This is a genomic window from Gordonia desulfuricans NBRC 100010, assembly GCF_001485495.1.
GTDB lineage: Bacteria > Actinomycetota > Actinomycetes > Mycobacteriales > Mycobacteriaceae > Gordonia > Gordonia desulfuricans.
Genome location: NZ_BCNF01000007.1, coordinates 20,202 through 37,167, shown reverse-complemented (window position 1 = coordinate 37,167; position 16,966 = coordinate 20,202). Strand labels below are relative to the sequence as shown.

At 69.2% G+C, this 16,966-nt stretch carries 12 protein-coding genes; 11 read left to right on the top strand and 1 reads right to left on the bottom strand.

The features are described from left to right. Positions 1–224: 224 nt before the first annotated feature. Positions 225–2,546 carry an FdhF/YdeP family oxidoreductase gene (locus tag GD1_RS01255; RefSeq protein WP_059035135.1) on the bottom strand — a complete coding sequence of 774 codons (2,322 nt, stop codon included), beginning with the start codon at positions 2,544–2,546 and terminating at the stop codon, positions 225–227. Positions 2,547–2,594: 48 nt separating this feature from the next. Here GD1_RS01255 and mobA point away from each other — a divergent pair, with 48 nt between their 5' ends. The 11 genes from mobA to proB all read left to right on the top strand — a co-directional run bounded on the left by mobA (position 2,595) and on the right by proB (position 16,872). Continuing rightward, positions 2,595–3,236 (top strand): molybdenum cofactor guanylyltransferase, encoded by a 642-nt coding sequence (mobA, locus tag GD1_RS01250; protein WP_059035133.1) that lies wholly within the window; start codon positions 2,595–2,597, stop codon positions 3,234–3,236. 9 nt (positions 3,237–3,245) lie between these two features. Next, positions 3,246–5,891 (top strand): valine--tRNA ligase, encoded by a 2,646-nt coding sequence (locus GD1_RS01245; protein ID WP_020789678.1) that lies wholly within the window; start codon positions 3,246–3,248, stop codon positions 5,889–5,891. Between the two features lie 128 nt (positions 5,892–6,019). Next, positions 6,020–7,501, top strand: a complete 1,482-nt coding sequence (gene folC / locus GD1_RS01240; protein WP_082366137.1) for a bifunctional tetrahydrofolate synthase/dihydrofolate synthase — start codon at positions 6,020–6,022, stop codon at positions 7,499–7,501. Then, positions 7,498–7,917 carry a DUF4233 domain-containing protein gene (locus GD1_RS01235; protein ID WP_020790933.1) on the top strand — a complete coding sequence of 140 codons (420 nt, stop codon included), beginning with the start codon at positions 7,498–7,500 and terminating at the stop codon, positions 7,915–7,917. The genes folC and GD1_RS01235 overlap by 4 nt, the downstream gene beginning before the upstream one ends. Before the next feature lie 170 nt (positions 7,918–8,087). Then, complete coding sequence (locus tag GD1_RS01230; protein ID WP_020790932.1) at positions 8,088–8,609, top strand: hypothetical protein; 522 nt, start codon at positions 8,088–8,090, stop codon at positions 8,607–8,609. Between the two features lie 64 nt (positions 8,610–8,673). Beyond that, positions 8,674–9,090, top strand: a complete 417-nt coding sequence (gene ndk / locus GD1_RS01225) for a nucleoside-diphosphate kinase (protein ID WP_053778776.1) — start codon at positions 8,674–8,676, stop codon at positions 9,088–9,090. A 399-nt stretch (positions 9,091–9,489) separates the two neighbouring features. After that, positions 9,490–13,215, top strand: coding sequence for a translation initiation factor IF-2 N-terminal domain-containing protein (locus GD1_RS01220; protein ID WP_059035131.1), 3,726 nt, complete (start codon positions 9,490–9,492; stop codon positions 13,213–13,215). 291 nt (positions 13,216–13,506) lie between these two features. Beyond that, complete coding sequence (gene rplU / locus GD1_RS01215; RefSeq protein WP_020791077.1) at positions 13,507–13,818, top strand: 50S ribosomal protein L21; 312 nt, start codon at positions 13,507–13,509, stop codon at positions 13,816–13,818. A gap of 33 nt (positions 13,819–13,851) precedes the next feature. Then, positions 13,852–14,115: a 50S ribosomal protein L27 gene (rpmA, locus tag GD1_RS01210; protein WP_020791075.1), complete on the top strand. Its 264-nt coding sequence runs from the start codon at positions 13,852–13,854 to the stop codon at positions 14,113–14,115. 187 nt (positions 14,116–14,302) lie between these two features. Further along, positions 14,303–15,760 (top strand): GTPase ObgE, encoded by a 1,458-nt coding sequence (gene obgE / locus GD1_RS01205; RefSeq protein ID WP_053778762.1) that lies wholly within the window; start codon positions 14,303–14,305, stop codon positions 15,758–15,760. Further along, positions 15,757–16,872 (top strand): glutamate 5-kinase, encoded by a 1,116-nt coding sequence (gene proB, locus GD1_RS01200; protein ID WP_053778761.1) that lies wholly within the window; start codon positions 15,757–15,759, stop codon positions 16,870–16,872. Before obgE ends, proB begins: the two co-directional genes overlap by 4 nt. The last annotated feature ends 94 nt before the right edge of the window (positions 16,873–16,966 follow it).

Below are 16,966 nucleotides of genomic sequence, written 5' to 3'. Positions count from 1 at the left end.
CCGCGCGCCTGACACCGCGCACCGGATATCCACGAGAAGCCGGGTTCCCACGGGAACCCGGCTTCTCGCTTGTCGAGGGTGTGGCCGTCTGCAGTCTGCCGTCTGCCCGCGGGCCCGGTGCCGGGCAACCGAGAACGCAGGCAACCGAGAACGCAGGGCAACCGAGAACGCAGGGCAGCCGGCGACCGGGCCGGGCGGGACGTGCCCGCCCGGCATCGGTCAGGTCAGGCGCGCGGCTCCAGCCGCACCACCACGGCCTTGGAGACCGGGGTGTTGGACTCGGCCGCCACCGATCTCAGCGGGATCAGCGGATTGGTCTCGGGGTAGTAGGCGGCGGCATTGCCCCGCGGGGTGTCGTAGGCGACCACCTCGAAGTCGGTGACCCGGCGTTCCTCGAGGCCGTCGGGTCCGTCGAACTCCGACACCACGTCGACGTGCTGACCGGGTCGCAGCCCGCGCGCGGTGATGTCGTCAGGGTGGAGAAGCACCACATGCCGATTGCCGCTCACGCCGCGATAGCGGTCGTCGTGACCGTAGATGGTGGTGTTGTACTGATCGTGACTGCGCATCGTCTGCAGGATGAGACGACCCGCGGGGACGGGCACCCACTCGAGCGGATACGCCGCGAAATTCGCACGCCCGGTGGATGTCTCGAACTTGCGGGCGTCGCGCGGGGGATGCGGGAGGACGAAGCCGTCCTTGGCCCGCACCCGGGTGTTGAAGCCCTCGAATCCGGGGATGACCCGCGAGATACGGTCGCGGATCAGGTCGTAGTCGTGTTTGAGCGCCGACCACTCCACCGGATGATCGGGGCCGAGGGTGGCCTCGGCGAGATCACAGATGATCGCCACCTCCGAGTGCAGCAACTCCGACGCCGGCTTCAGCGAACCGCGCGAGAGATGCACCACCGACATCGAGTCCTCCACCGAGACCTGTTGTGGCACTCCGGCGATGACGTCTTTGTCGGTGCGGCCCAGGGTGGGCAGGATCAGTGCGGCGTGGCCGGTGGCCACATGCGACTCGTTGAGTTTGGTACTCACCTGCACGGTCAGTCGGCACTGGGCGAGCGCGGCTTCGGTGGCCCGGGTGTCCGGTGCCGCGGACACGAAGTTGCCGCCCATCGCCATGAACACCCGCACCTGTCCGCGGGTCATCGCGTCGATCGCCGCGACGGTGTCGAATCCGTGGGCGCGGGGGCTGGTGATGCCGAACTCGTGGTCGACCGCGGCGAGGAAGGCCTCCGGCATCTTCTCGTAGATGCCCATGGTGCGGTCGCCCTGCACGTTGGAGTGGCCGCGCACCGGGCAGAGCCCGGCACCCGGCTTGCCGATCATCCCGCGCAGCAATAGCAGGTTGGTGCCCTCGGCGATGGTCGCCACCCCGTGTCGTTGCTGGGTGAGGCCCATCGCCCAGCACAATACGATCCGGTCGGCGCGGATCACCGCATCCGCCAGATCACGGATCTGCGCCTGGGTGAGCCCGGTGGCGGCCAGGACGTCGTCGAAGTCGAGACGTTCGAGCAGGGTGAGGTAGTCGTCGACGCCGGCGCAGTGCTCGTCGAGGAAGTCCTGGTCGAACACGGTGCCGGGGGCGGCGCGCTCGGCGTCGAGCACCAGTTTCGCGACACCACGGAACAGGGCCATGTCGCCGCCGATGCGAACCTGCAGGAAGTCGTCGGCGAGCTTGCTGCCCGTGCCGATCACTCCGCCCACCTTCTGCGGATCCTTGAACCGCATCAGGCCGGCCTCGGGGAGCGGGTTGATCGCGACGATCCGGGCGCCGTTGGCCTTCGCGTTGGCCAGGGTGCCCAGCATGCGCGGGTGATTGGTCCCGGGATTCTGTCCGGCGATCAGGATCAGGTCGGCGTGCTCGAGGTCGGGGACGCTGACCGATCCCTTGCCGATGCCGATCGACGACGTGAGGGCGGTACCCGACGACTCGTGACACATGTTGGAACAGTCGGGGAGGTTGTTGGTGCCGAGGCTGCGCGCGAACAACTGGTAGACGAATGCGGCCTCGTTGCTGGTGCGGCCCGAGGTGTAGAAGACCGCCTCGTCGGGGGTGGTCATCGCCGCGAACTCGGCGGCGACGATCCGGTCGGCCTCGTCCCAGTCGACCGGCCGGTAGTGGGTGTCGCCGGGTGCGAGGTACATCGGATGGGTCAACCGGCCCTGCTGGGAGAGCCAGTACCCGGACCGGGTCGCCAGATCGGCCACCGAGTGCCGCGCGAAGAACTCCGGGCCGACCTGTCGTCGGGTGGCCTCCTCGGCGACCGCCTTGGCCCCGTTCTCACAGAACTCGGCGTGCTTACGGTGTCCTGGCGTCTCCGGCCAGGCGCAGCCCGGGCAGTCGAAACCGTTGCGCTGGTTGAGTTTTGCGAGGGTGCGCGCTGTTCGGACGGGCCCCATCTGCTCCATCCCGCGCTGCAGCGCGACCGCCACCGCGGGCACCCCGGCCGCATAGTGCTTGACGTGGTCGACGTGGACCACGTCGGGTTCGTCGACGGTGACGTCGGCGTCGGCATCGGGGTGGTGAATATGGGCCATTCGTTCATCTTGCCCCCTCGCGGGCCCGTTGTCCCACAGACTGATCCCATGACCAACGCAACCGGGATGCACCTGGCGGGCCTCGTCCTCGCGGGCGGACGTTCGCGACGGATGGGCCACAACAAGGCGGCGATGGACTGGGCGGGGCAGCCGATGCTCGCGCGGATCGTCGAGATCGCCGACCGGCGCTGCCCGGCCGGGGTGTTCATCGCCGCGACCACCGCGTCCCCGGCGTATCAGGATCTGCACGGCACCGGGGGGCCGCCGGCCACCTGGGTCACCGGCGAGGAACCCGGTACCGGACCGCTCGGCGGGCTCGCCGCCGGACTGTCGGCGGCTGCGGCGGCGGGTGCCGATCTGGCCTTCGTCTGCGCCACCGACATGCCGCTGATCGAGACCGGACTGATCGACGAACTGCTCGGCGGGATCACCGAATCCGCCGACGCGGTGGTGGCCAGCGACACCCAGCGCGACCATCCGATGGCGGGGATCTACCGGGTGCGTGCGGCGTCGGTGATCAAGGGTCTGGTGGACGGGGGCGAGCGCCGGATGACCGCCGCGCTCGATGCCCTGGTCACCCATCGCGTGACCGTGAGCGACGCCACATGGCTGACCAACGTGAACGCGCCCGACGACCTGCATCGCCTGCGCACCTCGGTCGGCGGCGGGGGCCTCGGCGGCGTTTCCTAAGATTGTGGGGTGAGCACACCCGATTCCTCCCGCGAGCTGCCGAAGACCTGGGACCCCGCCGAGCACGAGGCCCGGCTCTACCAGGCGTGGGTGGACGCGGGCTACTTCACCGCCGACGCGAGTTCGGACAAGCCCGCGTTCTCCATCGTCATCCCGCCGCCCAACGTCAACGGCTCCCTGCACATGGGCCACGCCTACGAGCACGTCCTGATGGACGCGCTGTCCCGGCGGCGCCGCATGCAGGGCTACGAGGTGCTGTGGCTGCCGGGTATGGACCACGCCGCGATCGCGATGCAGACCATGGTCGAGCGCAAGCTCGCCGCCGAGGGCAAGACCCGCGACGACCTGGGCCGCGAGAAGTTCATCGAGCGCGTCTGGACCGAGAAGGCCGAGATCGGCGGCAACATCGGTGAGCAGATGCGTCGCCTCGGCGACAGTGTCGACTGGTCCCGCGAGCGCTTCACCATGGACGAGGGCCTGTCCCGCGCGGTGCACACTGTGTTCAAGAAGATGTACGACGACGGACTGATCTACCAGGCCGAGCGGCTGGTCAACTGGTCGCCGGTGCTCAAGACCGCGGTCAGCGACATCGAGGTGAGCTACGCCGACGTCGAGGGCGAGCTGGTCAGCTTCCGGTACGGATCGCTCGACGACTCCCAGCCGCACATCGTGGTGGCCACCACCCGTCTGGAGACCATGCTCGGCGACACCGCGATCGCCGTGCACCCCGACGACGAGCGCTATCGCCATCTGGTGGGCACCGAACTCGCCCATCCCTTCCTCGACCGCACCATCCCGGTGGTCGCCGACGACTACGTCGACCCCGAGTTCGGCAGCGGCGCGGTCAAGATCACCCCCGCCCACGACCCCAACGACTTCGAGCTCGGCCTGCGGCACGACCTGCCGATGCCGACGATCATGGACGAAGAGGCCCGGATCGCGGGCACCGGAACGCAATTCGACGGCATGGACCGGTTCGAGGCGCGCGTCAAGGTGCGTGAGGCCCTCGCCGAGCAGGGACGCATCGTCAAGGAGGTCCGGCCCTACCTGCACAGCGTCGGCCACTCCGAGCGCACCGGCGAGCCCATCGAGCCGCGCCTGTCGATGCAGTGGTGGATCAAGGTGGAATCCCTGGCCAAGGCCGCCGGCGACGCCGTCCGCGACGGGTCCACCGTGATCCATCCGGCGTCGATGGAGCCGCGCTGGTTCGGCTGGGTCGACAACATGCACGACTGGTGCATCTCGCGTCAGTTGTGGTGGGGCCACCGCATCCCGATCTGGTACGGCCCCGACGGCGACGTCGTGTGCGTGGGCCCCGACGAGGAGGCACCCGCCGGGTACACCCAGGAGACCGACGTGCTCGACACGTGGTTCTCCTCGGGTCTGTGGCCGTTCTCCACGCTCGGCTGGCCGGACAAGACCGACGATCTCGAGAAGTTCTATCCCACTTCGGTTCTCGTCACCGGCTACGACATCCTGTTCTTCTGGGTCGCCCGGATGATGATGTTCGGCACCTACGTCGGCAAGGAACTCGGCCCCGACAAGGCCGTCCCGTTCGGCAATCTGTTCCTGCACGGCCTGGTCCGTGACGAACACGGCCGCAAGATGTCGAAGTCCAAGGGCAACGGCATCGATCCGCTCGACTGGGTGGAGCGGTTCGGCGCCGACGCGCTGCGCTTCACCCTCGCCCGTGGCGCCAACCCGGGCAGCGACATCTCGGTGGGTGAAGACCATGCGCAGTCGTCGCGCAACTTCGCCACCAAGCTGTACAACGCCACCAAGTTCGCCATGATGAACGGCGCGACCGTGCCCGACGCCGGGTTGCCGGCCGACCTCACCGTCGCCGACCGCTGGATCCTGGGCCGCCTCGACGAGGTGCTGACCGAGGTCGACGCCGGTTTCGAGGCCTACGAGTTCTCCAAGGCGTGCGAGGCGCTGTACCACTTCGCGTGGGACGAGTTCTGCGACTGGTACCTCGAACTGGCCAAGGTGCAGTTCGCCGAGGACGACGAGAAGCGTTCGGAGGCAACACGACTGGTCCTCGGTGCGGTCCTGGACCGGCTGTTGCGGGCGCTCTCGCCGGTGATGCCGTTCGTCACCGAGGTGCTCTGGACCACGCTCACCGGCCGGCAGTCGCTGGTCGTCGCGGACTGGCCGACCCCGGTGGCCGCCGGTGACGGCGCTGAGGCGGCCGTCACCATCGACGATCTGCAGAAGCTGATCACCGAGGTGCGTCGTTTCCGCAGCGATCAGGGCCTCAAGCCCGGTCAGAAGGTGCCGGTGCGGTTCACCGCGCTCGCCGAGTCGGGTCTGGAACCGGCCGTGGCCTACATCGCGTCGCTGGCCCGCCTCGAGGACCCGGCCGACGGATTCGCCGCCACCGCGACCCTCGAGGTGCGTCTGAGCCGTGCGACCGTGGGCGTCGAGATCGACACCTCGGGCACCGTCGACGTCGAGGCCGAACGCAAACGCCTCACCAAGGACCTGGCCGCCGCCGAGAAGGAGCTGGCACAGACCACCGCCAAACTCGGCAACGAACAGTTCCTGTCCAAGGCGCCGGATGCGGTGGTCGCCAAGATCCGCGGACGCCGTGAGATCGCCGTCGAAGAGGTCGAGCGACTGAAGGCCAAGCTCGCATCGCTGGGCGGATCGTGAGCCGCGACGATCGTCGTCCCGACGACGTCGACATCGACGGACCGTTGCCCGGTGACGACGAGGAACCCATCTTCACCGCCGCCGACTTCGCCGGCTGGGAGGATGCCGGGGACATCGAACCCGATCCGATGGCGCTGGGCTCCCTGCTGGCCGACGACGCGGGCGAGGTGCGCGGCGATGCCGGATATCCGGGCGACGACGACGCCCCGGTGATCGTCGCCGACAGCGACGCCGACCTGGCCGAACTCGCCGAGGTCGAGGCCGACCTGGACACCCGGTGGCCCGAGACCAAGATCGAGCCGTCGCTGACCCGGATCTCCACGCTGATGGATCTGCTCGGATCGCCGCAGCATGCGTACCCGGCGATCCACGTCGCCGGCACCAACGGCAAGACGTCGGTGACCCGGATGATCGACGCGCTGCTGGTCGCGCTGCACCGGCGGACCGGCCGGATCACCAGCCCGCACCTGCAGCGGGTGACCGAGCGGATCGCCATCGACGGACGGCCGATCCCGGCCCGCACCTACATCGACACCTACCGCGACCTCGAGCCGTACATCACGATGGTCGACGACTCGTCGACCGCCGCCGACGGCCCGCGGATGAGCAAGTTCGAGGTGCTCACCGCGATCGCCTATGCGTGCTTCGCCGAGGCGCCGATCGACGTCGCGGTGGTCGAGACCGGGATGGGCGGCCGGTGGGATGCCACCAACGTCGTCGACGCCGCGGTCGCGGTGATCACCCCGATCGCGATGGATCATGCCGACTACCTCGGTGACACCCTCGCGGCGATCGCGGGGGAGAAGGCCGGGATCATCAAGCGCGGCAAGAACGATCTGGTGCAGATCGACCCGGTGACGGTGATCGCACCGCAGGCGCCCGAGGTGATGGACGTGCTGCTGCGCGAGAGCGTGGAGAAGGGCACGGTGGTGGCCCGGCAGGACTCCGAGTTCGCGGTGCTCGCATCGGCCACCGCGGTCGGCGGTCAGCTGCTGCGCATCCAGGGTCTCGGCGGTGTGTACGAGGAGATCTTCCTGCCGCTGCACGGCGCCCACCAGGCGGCCAACGCCGCCCTCGCGCTCGCCGCGGTGGAGGCCTTCTTCGGTGCCGGCCCGGACCGTCAGCTCGACGTCGACGCCGTACGCGCGGGCTTTGCCTCCGTGTCCAGTCCCGGCCGGCTCGAACGTGTCCGCAGCGCGCCGACGGTGTTCGTCGACGCCGCCCACAATCCGCACGGCGCACAGGCGCTGGCCCGGGCGCTGACCGACGAGTTCGACTTCCGTCGGCTCGTCGGGGTGATCGGCATGCTCGGCGACAAGGATGCCGAGGGCGTGCTCGCGGCCCTCGAGCCGATCCTCGACGAGGTGGTGATCACCAACAACGGATCGCCCCGGGCCCGTGACGCCGAGGCTCTTGCCGAGACCGCCCGTGAGGTGTTCGGCGAGGACCGCGTCGTCGTCGATCCCTTCCTGCCCGATGCGGTCGCCACGGCGATCGGACTGGCCGAGGAATCCGACGGTGAACCCGTTTCCGGCGCGGGGGTGATCATCACCGGCTCGGTGGTGACCGCCGGTGCCGGCCGCACCCTGTTCGGTAAGGAACCGTCATGAGCGAGCATCCCGGCTTCACCGCGCCGGCCACCGATCCGTGGAAGGGGCTGCGTGGCGTGATGGCCGGCACGCTGGTCCTCGAGGTGATCGTGATGATCCTGACCTTCCCGGTGGTCGCCCAGCTCGGCGGGGGACTGACCTGGGTGTCGGGGACCTACCTCGCGGTCATCACCGTGCTGCTGATCCTGGCCTGCGGGATGCAGGGCCGGGCCCGCGCGCTCGAGATGGACATCGGCCTGCAGTTCCTGGTGATCATCGGTGGCCTGTTCCACTGGTCGATCGCGGTGATCGGGCTGATCTTCCTGTTCGTGTGGCTCTACATCCGCTACATCCGGGCCGACGTGGCCCGTCGGATGCGGGAGGGCCGTCTCGCCGGACAGCGTCCGATCGGCGACGGACCGGATCCCGAGGCCTGAGCGAACCGGGGGCTGACCGCACAGGACACCGGCGGTGGGGAGCCGTCACCGGAAGTGAGGGCGCAATCGCGACCGAATCGTGACCTTCTCGTGGTCATCGGGGTCCTGTGGGGCTGTGATACTCGGGCGAAAGTTCGCCGAGTGCGGCATCCGTCGACCCGAGGAGTTGCGTGATCATCGCCCGTCCCCGTACCCATACCGCCGTATCGCGCAGGGTTCGTTCCCACTGGAGACGGGGAGTTCCGGCACTGCTGGCCGCAGTGGTCGCGGTGGTCGCGATGATCGTCACCGCCACCGGGGCCCAGGCCGCGCCCGAGACCACCCCGGAGACCTCGGAACAACGAACCCCGGCGCCGGGATCGGTGTCACCGGTACCGGAGGCAGAAGAGCCGCTGTACCCCACCGCGAGTTCGCCGATGCCGGTGCCCGCGGGATCGTACGGCTACCAGGCCACGCACGGATTCACCGAGCAGCTCTCCCGCATGAAGGCCGCCGATGCGATCGCGGCCCTGCCGGTCCCGTCCGCATATCGCCTGGCCAACCTGGGTTTCGCGCAGCAATTCGACCTCGCCTTGCGCGGTGCGCTCGTCGACCCCGGAGGGTGTCTGCAGCTGATCGTCAACCCGAACACGGCACCGGGCAATCTGTTCGACTACGGGTTCTACGCCGTGTCGGGGCCGTACTGTTCGTGAGCGTGCGACCGGCCCGGCCAGGTCGGGCACGGTGGTGGTCCGGCCACGCCGCTACAGTGTGTGCGTGACTGAACGGACACTGGTACTGATCAAGCCCGACGGCGTCGCCCGTTCCCTGGTCGGCGACATCATCGCCCGCATCGAGCGCAAAGGACTGACCCTGGTCGCGCTCGAACTGAAGACGGTCGACGACGAGCTGGCCCGCCGGCACTACGCCGAGCACGAGGGCAAGCCCTTCTTCCCCGCACTCCTGGAGTTCATCACCTCGGCACCGCTGGTCGCGGCCGTCGTCGAGGGTCCCCGCGCCGTCGCGGCGTGGCGTCAGATCGCCGGTGGCACCGATCCCGTGGAGAAGGCCGTGCCCGGCACCATCCGCGGCGACTACGCCCTGAGCACCCAGAACAACCTGGTCCACGGCTCGGATTCGCCTGAATCCGCCGAGCGTGAGATCGCGATCTGGTTCCCCGAACTCGCCTCCTGACCCTGTCCTGACACGCGGGTCGACGCGCGCTGTGCACGTAGTGTGCGGGCGTCGACCCGCAGTGTGGGATACTTGTGGGGTTATCGCGGACACACTTTGTCCGAGACGACACCGATGACGTTCGGAACCGGGACGGACCAGCACGCAACGATCAGTGCCCGCCCACCCGTCCTCCCCATCGAGGTCGGCCACCGTTTGGTGACCGATTGACCGGCCACAGCCGGCCGACGATGGCGTGGAGAACGGTCCGGATACGCATCGACCCCGCAAGAGCGCCCACCGGCCCCGATCGGAGCCGACGGGCGCGGAGACCACACAACACCGGCAGACGCCGGGACACAGGACAGGCCCTCGCGTGGCCGCGTCGTGATGACGCGCCCGGGGGTTCGAGGAGAACGAGTGACCGACAACGGGTCACCGGCTGACGCGAACGCAGCGTCGGATCCGGTGGAAGAAGAATTCCCCAACAAGCTTCGTGTGCACGCACTGGCCCGAGCCCTCGGGCTGACCAGCCGACAGGTGATCGCCCACCTGGCCGAACTCGGATGGCACCTGCGGAGCCCACAGTCGAGCGTCGAGCGTGCGCAGGCCAACGCCGTCGCCAAACTGGTCCGCGAGCCGCAACCAGAGATCGACGAGAACGCCGAGGCGAGCGAGAACGCTGACGCGGCTCCCGCAGCCGCGGGCGAGCCCGAGGTGCCGGCACCGGCCGCACCTGAACCGGCCACCGAGGCCGTTGCGGACAGCGTCGGCGCTGCCGCCGTCCCGGCCGAGCCCGTCCCGGACACGGTCGAGGAGATCGTCGTCGCGGAGACCGTGGTCGAGGAGGTCGTCACCGATCAGGCGCCCGCCCCCGAGACCGTGGTCGCCGAGGCACCGGTCACGGCTTCTGCACAGGAGCCTGCCGCAGAAGATGTCCCTGCAGACCAGACCCCGGTAGACGAGACGCCTGCAGATGCGGCCCCCGAGGCCGACGCCCCCGCAGAGTCGATCGCCGCAGAGGCCGAGACCCCGGTCACCGAGCCTCCGGTCACCGAGACCCCGGTCGAGGCAGCCGACACCGCATCCGCCGAGGCCGCACCGGCCCGGCCGAAGATCGACTCCGTGCTGTTCTCGGCAGTCGAGACCGTCAGCCACGAGCCGGTGTCGCCGGTCGGCGAGGTCGTGGCCGGACCGCTGTTCCTGCAGCCGCAGCTGACCGAGCCGCCCGCACGCCCCCGCAAGGCGACCGTCGAGCCCGCCCCCGAGGCACCCGCCGCAGAGACCGACAGCAGTGAGCAGGTCACCGAGACCGAGCCGGAGGCCGACTCGGCGTCGGTGGCCGGTGAGACCGCCGACGACGATCAGCACGGCGAGTCCGGGCGTCGTCGCCGTCGGCGTGGCCGCCGTGGCCGTGGCCGTGGGCGTGGTGATCAGAGCGAGCGCGACGACTCCGACGACGAGACCGACTCGGAGTCGCAGGCCGAATCCGAGTCCCTCGAGTCGACGGGCTCGGATGCCGCCGGCGACGATTCGAAAGACGCCGAGTCGAAGGATTCCGACTCCGCGGGCACCGACGCCAAGGACGGCGACTCGGGCAGCGGCCGCGGCCGGAGGCGGCGCGGTTCCCAGCACGGGGAGCACACCACCGAGGACAACACCGCAGACGACTCCGACGAGGACGGATCGGACGACGAGTCCGGCTCCGATGACGACGACGCCTCCGTCCCCACCTCGAAGCGCCGGCGCCGCCGTCGCCGTCGCAAGGGTGGCGACGAGCCCGACGAGGTCTCGCCCGACGACCCGCCGAACACCGTCGTCCACGAGCGTGAACCGCGCAGCAAGCGGGTCCGCGACGAGGTGCAGGGCATCTCCGGGTCGACCCGGCTCGAGGCCAAGCGTCAGCGTCGCCGGGACGGCCGCGATGCCGGACGGCGCCGCCCGCCGATCCTGAGCGAGTCGGAGTTCCTCGCGCGCCGCGAGGCCGTCGAACGCGTGATGGTGGTGCGCGAGCGCAGCGCCAACGTCGCCCTGAACCACGGCGACCACACCGATCACACCCCGATCGAGGACTACACGCAGGTCGCAGTCCTCGAGGACGGCGTGCTGGTGGAGCATTTCGTGACCACCGAGACGTCGTCGTCGATGGTCGGCAACATCTACCTGGGCCGCGTCCAGAACGTGCTGCCGGGTATGGAGGCCGCATTCGTCGACATCGGCCGTGGCCGCAACGGCGTGCTCTATGCCGGTGAGGTCAACTGGGATGCCGCCGGACTCGACGGCGGATCGCGCAAGATCGAGCAGGCACTCTCGCCCGGCGACAACGTCGTGGTGCAGGTGTCCAAGGATCCGGTCGGCCACAAAGGCGCCCGGCTGACCACGCAGATCTCCCTGGCCGGCCGCTACCTGGTGTACGTCCCGGGCGGCTCGTCCACGGGGATCAGCCGCAAGCTGCCCGATGTGGAACGCAAGCGTCTCAAGCAGATCCTGTCCAAGCTCGTCCCGGACAACGCCGGTGTGATCATCCGGACCGCGTCGGAGGGCGTCAGCGCCGACGACCTGGCCGCCGACATCGAACGCCTGGAGAACAAGTGGGAGGGCATCGAGGAGTCGGTCGCCGAGGCCAAGAAGGCCAAGGGATCGGTCTCGCCGCGCGCTCTCTACGAGGAGCCGGACCTGCTGGTCCGCGTGGTGCGTGACCTGTTCAACGAGGACTTCCGCAAGCTGGTCATCGAGGGTGACCGCGCCTGGAACCTGGTGGAGACCTACGTCAGCGCGGTGGCACCCGACCTGCTGGAGCGGGTCGAGAAGTTCGAGCGTGCCCACGCCGACTCCCCGGACTCGTTCGTGGTGCACCGCGTCGACGAACAGCTCGCCAAGGCGCTCGACCGCAAGGTGTGGCTGCCGTCGGGCGGCACGCTGATCATCGAACACACCGAGGCGATGACGGTCATCGACGTCAACACCGGCAAGTTCACCGGGTCGGGCGGCAACCTCGAGGAGACGGTCACCCGCAACAACCTGGAGGCCGCCGAGGAGATCGTGCGGCAGATGCGGCTGCGCGATCTGGGCGGGATGATCATCGTCGACTTCATCGACATGGTCCTGGAGTCCAACCGTGACCTGGTGCTGCGCCGCCTCACTGAGGCGCTGGCCCGTGACCGGACCCGTCATCAGGTGTCCGAGGTGACGTCGCTGGGCCTGGTGCAGATGACCCGTAAGCGTCTCGGTACCGGGTTGCTCGAGGCGTTCTCGACCACGTGCACCGCGTGCGGTGGGCGTGGCGTGATCGTGCACTCGAGCCCCGTCGAGGTGCGCTCGGACGACAACACCCGCGGCGAGGGATCGGGATCGAAGCGGTCGCGGCGCGGCAAGCGCAAGAGCGAACCGGCCGTGGTGGAGCAGGCGCCCGCACCCAAGGCCACCCAGCATCGCGGTGAGCATCCGATGTTCCGCGCGATGGCCGCACACTCGCATCCCGATGGGGAGCACGAGGAACACGACCACGACGGGCACGACCACGACGAGCACATCGACGTGGCGCACGCGGATCAAGCGCACGCGGATCAGGCGCACGAGGATCAGGCGCACGAGGACCAGGCGCACGAGGATCAGGCCCGTCAGGATCGGAGCCGCCGGGATCGGACGCAGCGGGATCGGACGCAGCGGGATCGGACGCAGCGGGACCGGACGCAGCGGGATCAAGCCCAGCGGGACCGGACGCAGCAGGATCAGTCCGCGACCGTCCCGGCGGAGCGCGGCCGGACCGAACCTGCTGACGACGAGCACGTCTCGGCCGAGACCCCGGTGGCCGAGACCCCGGTGGCCGAGACCCCGGTGACCGAGACCCCGGCAGTCCAGGTGACCGAGAGCCCGGCAGCCGAGAGCCAGGAGCCCACCCCGGCTCCGGAGCAGGAGACCGCGACGCGACGGCCACGGCGGCGTCGTGCGGCACGGCGGGCGGCGTCATCTCCGACGCACACGTCCGAGGTGTCGACGCTGACCCTGCCCGACGTCGCGGCCGAGCCGCTCACGACGTTCGGTCCGACGACATCGTCGTCGAACGGGGAGACCACGGTCGCGGTGCACCGCCGACCGCGGCGACGGGCCGCCGGACGTCCGGCCGGTCCGCCGGTGGAGGAGTAACCACCGGCCACCGGCACGGTGACCGACACGCGACCCCGAGGTGAGTTTGACCTGAACCGATGGGCTCCCGTAATCTTGATTGGTCGCCTCTGGCGGAGGGTTCGAGCTGTGCCTGTTGCAGGACATTCGCACAGTGGAGATCCCGCCGGCAGGCCCTCTGGAGTGACCGAGCGAATCCCGGCGTAGCGCGCGGGGACTCGCACGGCCCGCAACAGATGCACACACCCACAACACCCGTGGTTCCCCCAGGGCGGATCACGGCCCGAGATGATGAGTAAGAGGACAGCTTCGATGGCAACGTACGCGATCGTCAAGACCGGCGGTAAGCAGTACAAGGTCGCTGAGGGCGACATTGTGAAGGTCGAGAAGATCGACGGCGAGCCCGGCACCACCGTGAGCCTTCCGGTGGCCCTGGTCGTCGACGGCTCCACTCTCACCACCGACGCGGACAAGCTCGCGGCGATCTCGGTCACCGGCGAGGTGGTCGAGCACGTGAAGGGCCCGAAGATCCGCATCCACAAGTTCAAGAACAAGACCGGCTACCACAAGCGCCAGGGTCATCGTCAGAAGCTGACGGTCCTCAAGGTCACCGGTATCAAGTAAATCGACTCACCTGTATCCCAGGAGGACTGACAGATGGCACATAAGAAGGGCGCGTCCAGCTCGCGCAACGGTCGCGATTCCAACGCCCAGCGCCTCGGTGTGAAGCGCTTCGGCGGTCAGCAGGTCAGCGCCGGTGAGATCCTGGTCCGCCAGCGCGGCACCAAGTTCCACCCGGGCGTCAACGTCGGTCGCGGTGGCGACGACACCCTGTTCGCGCTTGCCGCGGGCGCCGTCGAGTTCGGCACCAAGCGTGGCCGCAAGACCGTGAACATCGTCCCGGAGACCGCTCAGGCCTGACCCGAGCGGTTCATCGGAACCACCAGAGCTCTCACAACAGGGCGGGCAGGGGCATAAGCACCCAGCCCGCCCTGTTGTTTTGGTTCGACCCTGTTGTTCTGCCCCGAACTGTTCCTCGGTTCGACACTCTCTACTTGATTCAACTGCGATCGTCATCGGTGAGGATCGCGAACGGAAGGAAATCGACATGTCGCGGTTCGTCGACCGGGTGACCATCCACGTCGCCGCCGGCAACGGGGGCCACGGCTGCAGCTCCGTCCACCGGGAGAAGTTCAAGCCGCTCGGCGGCCCCGACGGCGGCAACGGCGGCAACGGGGGATCGGTGCGCCTCGTCGTCGACCCGCAGGTGCACACCCTGCTCGACTTCCACTTCCGTCCGCATGCCCGCGGCACCAACGGCAAACCCGGTATGGGTGACAACCGGGACGGCGCCACCGGCGACGATCTGGTCCTGCCCGTGCCCGACGGCACCGTCGTCCTCGACACCGACGGCACCATCCTCGCCGATCTCGTCGGCGCGGGCACCGTCTTCGAGGCCGCCCAGGGCGGCCGCGGGGGACTGGGCAACGCCTCACTGGCGTCCAAGGCCCGCAAGGCCCCGGGTTTCGCGCTGCTCGGCGAACAGGGCCAGGAGCGCGACCTCGTCCTCGAACTGAAGTCGGTGGCCGACGTCGGCCTCGTCGGCTTCCCGTCCGCCGGTAAGTCGTCTCTGGTGTCGGTGCTCTCGTCGGCCAAGCCGAAGATCGCCGACTACCCGTTCACCACGTTGCAGCCCAACCTCGGTGTGGTGCAGTCCGCCGGTGACGTGTTCACCATCGCCGACGTCCCCGGCCTGATCCCGGGCGCATCCGCCGGCCGCGGTCTGGGCCTGGACTTCCTGCGCCACCTCGAGCGCTGTGCGGTACTCGCACACGTCGTCGACTGCGCCACACTGGAACCCGGCCGTGACCCGGTGTCCGACATCGACGCGCTGGAGGCCGAGCTGGCCGCCTACCGGCCCGCACTCGACGCCGATCACGGACTCGGTGACCTCGCCGAACGTCCGCGTGTGGTGATCCTCAACAAGATCGACGTCCCCGATGCCGCCGAGCTCGCCGATCTCGTGGAGAGCGACATCGCCGAGCGCGGCTGGCCGGTGTTCCGGATCTCCGCGGTGGCGCACACCGGGCTCAAAGAACTCACCAACGGTCTGGCCTCGATGGTCGCCGATTACCGTGCGGCCCACCCGAAGCCGGCCGCGCGCCGTGCGGTCATCCGGCCCAAGGCGGTCGACGAGTCCGAGTTCAGCGTGATCCCGGATCCGGAGATCGAGGGCGGCTTCATCGTGCGAGGCGCACGCCCGGAGCGCTGGATCGCCCAGACGCAGTTCGGCAACGACGAGGCCGTCGGCTATCTCGCCGATCGCCTGAACCGTCTCGGCGTGGAGGACGCGCTCACCAAGCTGGGTGCGCAGCCGGGCGCCGCGGTCACCATCGGTGACATGACCTTCGACTGGGAACCCACCACCCCGACCGGCGACGAGGTCCCGATCACCGGACGTGGCACCGACATCCGGCTCGACCGCTCCGATCGTGTCGGCGCCGCCGAGCGCAAGCAGGCACGTCGCCTACGTCGCGGACTGCCCGACGAAGCCGACGACGCATGAGCGATGTCCGCGAACAGATCGCGCATGCCCGCAGCATCGTGGTCAAGATCGGGTCGTCGGCGCTCACCGACGTCGGCACCGGACTCGACATGGCCAGGCTCGACCGGCTCGCCGACGCCCTCGAGGCGCGGATGCGGGCCGGTTCGGATGTCGTCGTCGTCTCGTCCGGGGCGATCGGTGCGGGGATCGCGCCGCTCGGCCTGAAGAAGCGACCCAAGGATCTCGCGACCAAGCAGGCCGCGGCGAGTGTCGGCCAGCTCGCCCTCGCCTATGCCTGGGGGACCAGCTTCTCCCGCTACGGGCGCACCGTCGGACAGGTGCTGCTCACCGCCGACGACATCTCGAATCGCTCACACCATGCCAATGCCCAGCGCACCCTCGACCGGTTGCGGTCACTCGGGGCGATCGCGGTGGTCAACGAGAACGACACGGTGGCGACCAACGAGATCCGGTTCGGTGACAACGACCGGCTGGCCGCCCTCGTCGCGCACCTGACCAGTGCCGACGCACTGGTGTTGCTGTCGGATGTGGACGGTCTCTACGACGGTGACCCCCGTAAGCCCGGCCCCGACGGACGTCCCGCGCGCTTCATCGCCGAGGTGAACGGCCCCGACGACCTCGACGGGGTGATCGCCGGTTCCGGCGGAGCGCTGGGTACCGGGGGGATGGCCTCCAAGCTCGCCGCCGCGCGTCTGGCCGCCGACGGCGGGGTGCCCGTCCTGCTGGCCTCGGCCGCCGACGCCGCGGCCGCATTGAGTTCCGCCTCGGCCGGCACCGTCTTCGCCGCACGTCCGGAACGGTTGTCGGCCAGGCGTTTCTGGGTGCGGCATGCCGCCGACACCCACGGGCAGCTGGTGCTGGACGACGGCGCGGTGGCCGCGGTGTCCAAGCGTCGTCGGTCGCTGCTGGCCGCCGGGATTCTCGCCGTGCGCGGCGGGTTCTCCAACGGCGATGTGGTGGAGCTCGTCGACACCACCGGCGGGATCTTCGCCCGCGGCGTCGCCTCGTATGACAGCGACGAGGTCGAGACGATGATCGGTCGTTCCACCACCGATCTGCCGCCGGACCTGCAGCGCCCCGTCGTCCACGCCGACGATCTGGTGACGGTGTAGGTTGCGCTGAGCCGTTCCGCGCCCGGGTTCGTCCCCGTGTGGTGACGTCGTGTGCTCGGGCGTGGGAGGTTTCGACTCGACTTGTCGCTTCGCT